The following is a 4757-nucleotide window of genomic DNA, read 5'->3' on the forward strand; positions in this document are numbered from 1 at the left end:
AGGTTTAGGCGAAATGTCTGGGCTAAATCTCGTGGGTGAAACGAGTGGTATTTTTCCTAACCGTCGCCGTTGGTCCAAGTTCGAAATCGCGACGCTATCCTTTGGTTATGGCTTATCTGTGACCCCGCTTCAGTTGGCTCATGCTTACGCAACGTTAGCCAACAAAGGCATGTATGAACCGATTCATATCATTAAAAGCAACGACCAAGACTTCTCAAAGCAGATCATCAAACGTGAAAATGCAGAGATGGTATTGCAAATGTTAGAAGGCGTGACTCAAAAGGGCGGAACTGCAACCAGAGCCGCTGTTCCGGGTTATCGAGTTGCGGCAAAAACGGGTACATCTCGTAAAGCCGCTGCGGGTGGCTATAGTGATGAGTATATTGCTATAACGTCGGGTTTTGCTCCAGTCAGCGATCCAAGAGTAGCTCTGGTTGTCGTAGTCAATGAGCCGCAAGGTGACCTTTACTATGGTGGTTCAGTTGCTGCCCCCGTTTTTTCTGAAATCATGAAGGGTGCACTGCAAATACTCAATGTCCCTGCTGATGAAAACAAGTTTCAAGAATAGAGCCAATCAGGATTCAATATGAGTAATAGCCTCACGCTGTCATCTTTACTTTCTCCTTGGGGGGACTTTAGTTCACTTGAGCTAGATGCGATTGCTGTTGAGCAATTGGAGTTGGATAGCCGTGCAATCAAGGAAGGCGATATTTTTGTTGCCATTGTTGGACATGCCATTGATGGTCGTCGCTTTATCGACAAAGCCGTCGCTCAAGGTGCGAAAGCTGTCGTTGCACAAGCGAGTGATGACAAAGCTCATGGTTTGGTTGAGTGGTTAAATGCTGTTCCTGTTGTTTATGTATCTGAGCTAAATTCAATTCTCTCTGAACTGGCTGGCCGAGTTTATTCTTCTCAAGCGACTAAGTTGATTGGTGTGACCGGCACCAATGGCAAAACCACCATCACCCAATTGATTGCTCAGTGGCTTGATTTGGTCGGCCAGCGTTCGGCGGTAATGGGCACCACGGGTAATGGCTTCTTAGATAACCTAAAAACAGCGGCTAATACCACAGGCAGCGCGATTGAAATACAACGCACACTGAGCGAGTTGGCTGAGGAAAGTGCAGTTTATACCGCGATGGAAATCTCTTCTCATGGTTTGGTTCAAGGCCGAGTAAAAGCGTTGAATTTTGAGGTTGGTGTGTTCACTAACCTGAGTCGTGATCACCTTGATTACCACGGCACGATGGAAGAGTACGCACTGGCTAAAAAAAGACTGTTTACTCAACACAAATGCAAACATGCAGTGATCAATGTGGATGATGAAGTCGGCAAAGCGTGGATGGCAGATTTGTCCAATGCAATAGCTGTTTCATTGCTTCCGTTGTCTGATTACCAACAGTCGGTGTGGGCATCTGATGTCGCCTATGCAGAAACTGGGATTAAGCTCTCTTTCGATGGTAGCTGGGGGCAAGGTGATCTTTCGGTTCCATTGATTGGTCAGTTCAACGCATCAAACGTACTGGTTGCTTTCGCGACTTTGCTTTCATTGGGCATCGACAAGCAAACCTTGGTCGACACCGCGTCTCAGCTTCAACCTGTTATTGGTCGTATGGAACTGTTTCAAGTTCCGAGCAAAGCAAAAGTCGTTGTCGATTACGCGCACACGCCAGATGCTCTAGAAAAAGCATTGGCAGCATTGCGTGTACACTGCTCTGGAAAGTTGTGGGCTATCTTCGGTTGTGGTGGCGATCGCGACACAGGTAAGCGCCCAATGATGGCGGTAACGGCAGAGCAGTTCGCCGACAAAATTATTATTTCAGATGACAACCCTCGCAGCGAAGATCCTGCACTGATTGTTAAAGACATGCTAGCTGGCTTAAGCGAACCAGAATCTGCATTCGTCGAGCACGATCGCTATCAAGCGGTTAAGTTTGCCCTAGAACAGGCAGGCAGTAATGACATTATTCTTTTGGCTGGTAAAGGCCATGAGGATTACCAAGTATTGAAAGACGAAACGATCCATTACTCAGATCGAGAGTCCGCGCTACAACTTTTAGGTATTTCATAATGATTGATGTATCACTCGAGCAGATTTGTTCAGCGATGAGCGGTCAGCTGATTGAGGCTGGCAAGTCGAGCAATAGTGTTATTAATGCGGTTTCTACTGACACTCGAACCGTTGAAGAGGGTGCACTGTTTGTTGCTCTTGTTGGCGAGCGTTTTGATGCGCATGACTTTTGTCATCAAGCGGTAGAAGCTAATGCGAGCGCGTTGTTAGTCGAACGAAAACTTGACCTAAATATTACTCAGGTGGTTGTTGAAGACACTAAACTTGCTTTAGGTCAGCTAAGTGCTTGGATCCACAAACAGTGTGACGTGCCAACCATGGCGATTACAGGAAGTTGTGGTAAAACGACGGTTAAAGAGATGGTGGCAAGCATTCTGCAGCAACGTGGCAAGGTGTTGTTTACCGCAGGTAACTTCAATAATGATATTGGAGTGCCATTAACCTTGCTGCGCAGTGAAGCAAATGACGACTATGCCGTGATAGAACTGGGCGCGAACCACATTGGTGAAATTGCCTATACTACGCAGCTTGTGAAACCACAGGTGGCGTTAGTTAATAACGTAGCTGCAGCGCACTTAGAAGGCTTTGGGTCTATCAATGGTGTGAAACAAGCGAAAGGTGAAATCTTTCAGGGGCTTGCTGCCGGTGATACTGCTATTGTTAATCTAGAGAGCAACGGTGGTGACTTTTGGAATGACGTGCTTGCAGATAAAAGCGTGCTAACATTTTCAGAAAGCGACAGCAAGGCGGATTATTTTGCCAAGAATATTCGCATCAATGAGCAAGGTGAAGCGTGCTTTGATATGCAGACACCTCAAGGGTCCATATTTGTTGAGCTTGGTATCATCGGTCAACATAACGTAGCGAATGCATTAGCAGCTGCAGCGTTGAGTATCCAATTTGGAGCCTCGCTTGATGAGGTGAAAAATGGTTTAGCGAATCTGATCTCTGTCAAAGGGCGAGTTGAGGTTCAACAATTAAGTCAGAATATCAAACTCATAGATGACAGTTACAACGCCAGCGTGCCAGCAATGAAGGCGGCAGCGAAGCTACTCTCGAGCTTCAAAGGTCAACGTTGGTTAATTTTAGGTAATATGGCTGAATTAGGCGATGAAAGCCTTGCACTTCACCGTCAAGTCGGTGAATATGCTGCCCCATTCGCTTTTGAGCATGTACTTACTTACGGTGATGATACCAAGGTGATTAGTGAGGTCTGTAATGGTACCCACTTTACAACGCATCAAGCGATGATCGCGCACATAGAGCAGCACCTAAGCTTGCCAGAAAGCGTGTCACATACCTTATTGGTAAAAGGCGCGAATAGTGCAGGAATGAGTAAAATAGCCGCTGCTTTAAAGGAGAACTTTTCATGATAATTTGGCTTGCAGAGCTACTACAGCCACACTTTTCTTTTTTCCGTTTGTTCGAATACTTATCGTTTCGTGCAATCGCGAGTATTTTGACGGCGTTATGTCTGTCACTGTGGATGGGACCTCGTTTAATTGAGCGTCTGCAAATGCTACAAATTGGCCAAGTTGTTCGTAATGACGGCCCTGAATCTCATTTCAGCAAACGTGGCACGCCAACCATGGGCGGTGTGATGATCCTTGCTGCGATCATTATTACGGTATTGATGTGGGCTGATCTCTCGAATCCTTATGTTTGGGCTGTATTAGTTGTACTTGCTGGTTATGGCGCGGTTGGCTTTGTTGATGACTACCGTAAAGTCGTTCGTAAGAACACCGATGGTTTGATCGCTCGCTGGAAGTACTTCTGGCAATCAGCAATTGCGTTAGTCGTGGCGTTTGCTCTGTATGCTCACGGGCACGATACTGCAGCAACTCAATTGGTTGTTCCTTTCTTTAAAGATGTGATGCCACAACTTGGTTTACTGTATATCGTACTAACTTACTTTGTTATTGTGGGAACCAGTAACGCGGTAAACCTAACAGACGGCCTAGACGGCTTGGCCATTATGCCAACGGTTATGGTTGCGGCTGGTTTTGCTGTAATTGCTTGGGCGACCGGTAACGTTAACTTTGCGTCATACTTACACATTCCATACATCCCATACACCTCCGAGCTGGTTGTGGTATGTACTGCTATCGTAGGTGCTGGACTTGGTTTTCTATGGTTCAACACTTATCCTGCACAAGTATTCATGGGCGATGTTGGCTCGCTAGCGCTTGGTGGTGCTCTGGGTGTGATCGCTGTGTTAGTTCGCCAAGAGTTGGTATTGGTTATCATGGGCGGTGTGTTTGTAATGGAGACCTTGTCAGTGATACTGCAAGTTGGCTCTTACAAATTGCGCGGTCAGCGTATTTTCCGCATGGCACCAATTCACCACCACTATGAACTGAAAGGTTGGCCGGAGCCACGTGTCATCGTGCGTTTTTGGATCATTTCAATGGTATTAGTACTGGTTGGCTTAGCAACGCTGAAAGTTCGTTAATCCTATCTGAGCCTCTTAATGAGAGGCTCTTTAAAACTATTAAGAGCATCTTGTTTAAATGGAACATTGGCAAAATATTCAAAATGTAGTGGTTGTGGGGCTCGGTATTACCGGGCTCTCTGTCGTTAAACATCTCGTAAAATATCAACCTCATACGCATGTGAAGGTAATTGATACGCGAGAGCTACCACCAGGAAAAGAATCTTTGCCTGAATCGGTAGAGCTGCATTCTGG

4 protein-coding genes and 1 pseudogene are annotated in these 4757 nt (G+C 46.2%); all 5 read left to right on the plus strand.

Translation table 11 applies throughout. The features are described from left to right. On the plus strand, positions 1–568 hold a 568-nt coding region (locus AB4496_RS02485), incomplete at its 5' end, for a penicillin-binding transpeptidase domain-containing protein (RefSeq protein ID WP_372130551.1). Positions 569–586: 18 nt separating this feature from the next. Beyond that, the gene (murE, locus tag AB4496_RS02490; protein WP_009848952.1) at positions 587–2071 is read left to right on the plus strand and encodes a UDP-N-acetylmuramoyl-L-alanyl-D-glutamate--2,6-diaminopimelate ligase; all 1485 of its coding nucleotides are present in this window, start codon (positions 587–589) and stop codon (positions 2069–2071) included. Beyond that, complete coding sequence (murF, locus tag AB4496_RS02495) at positions 2071–3444, plus strand: UDP-N-acetylmuramoyl-tripeptide--D-alanyl-D-alanine ligase (RefSeq protein ID WP_009848953.1); 1374 nt, start codon at positions 2071–2073, stop codon at positions 3442–3444. The genes murE and murF overlap by 1 nt, the downstream gene beginning before the upstream one ends. Next, positions 3441–4523: a phospho-N-acetylmuramoyl-pentapeptide-transferase gene (gene mraY / locus AB4496_RS02500; protein ID WP_009848954.1), complete on the plus strand. Its 1083-nt coding sequence runs from the start codon at positions 3441–3443 to the stop codon at positions 4521–4523. The genes murF and mraY overlap by 4 nt, the downstream gene beginning before the upstream one ends. A 58-nt stretch (positions 4524–4581) precedes the next feature. Further along, positions 4582–4757 (plus strand): annotated as a pseudogene (gene murD / locus AB4496_RS02505) (UDP-N-acetylmuramoyl-L-alanine--D-glutamate ligase); the annotation flags it as partial.

The organism is Vibrio sp. 10N.222.46.A1 (assembly GCF_041473595.1).
GTDB classification, from domain to species: domain Bacteria; phylum Pseudomonadota; class Gammaproteobacteria; order Enterobacterales; family Vibrionaceae; genus Vibrio; species Vibrio tasmaniensis_A.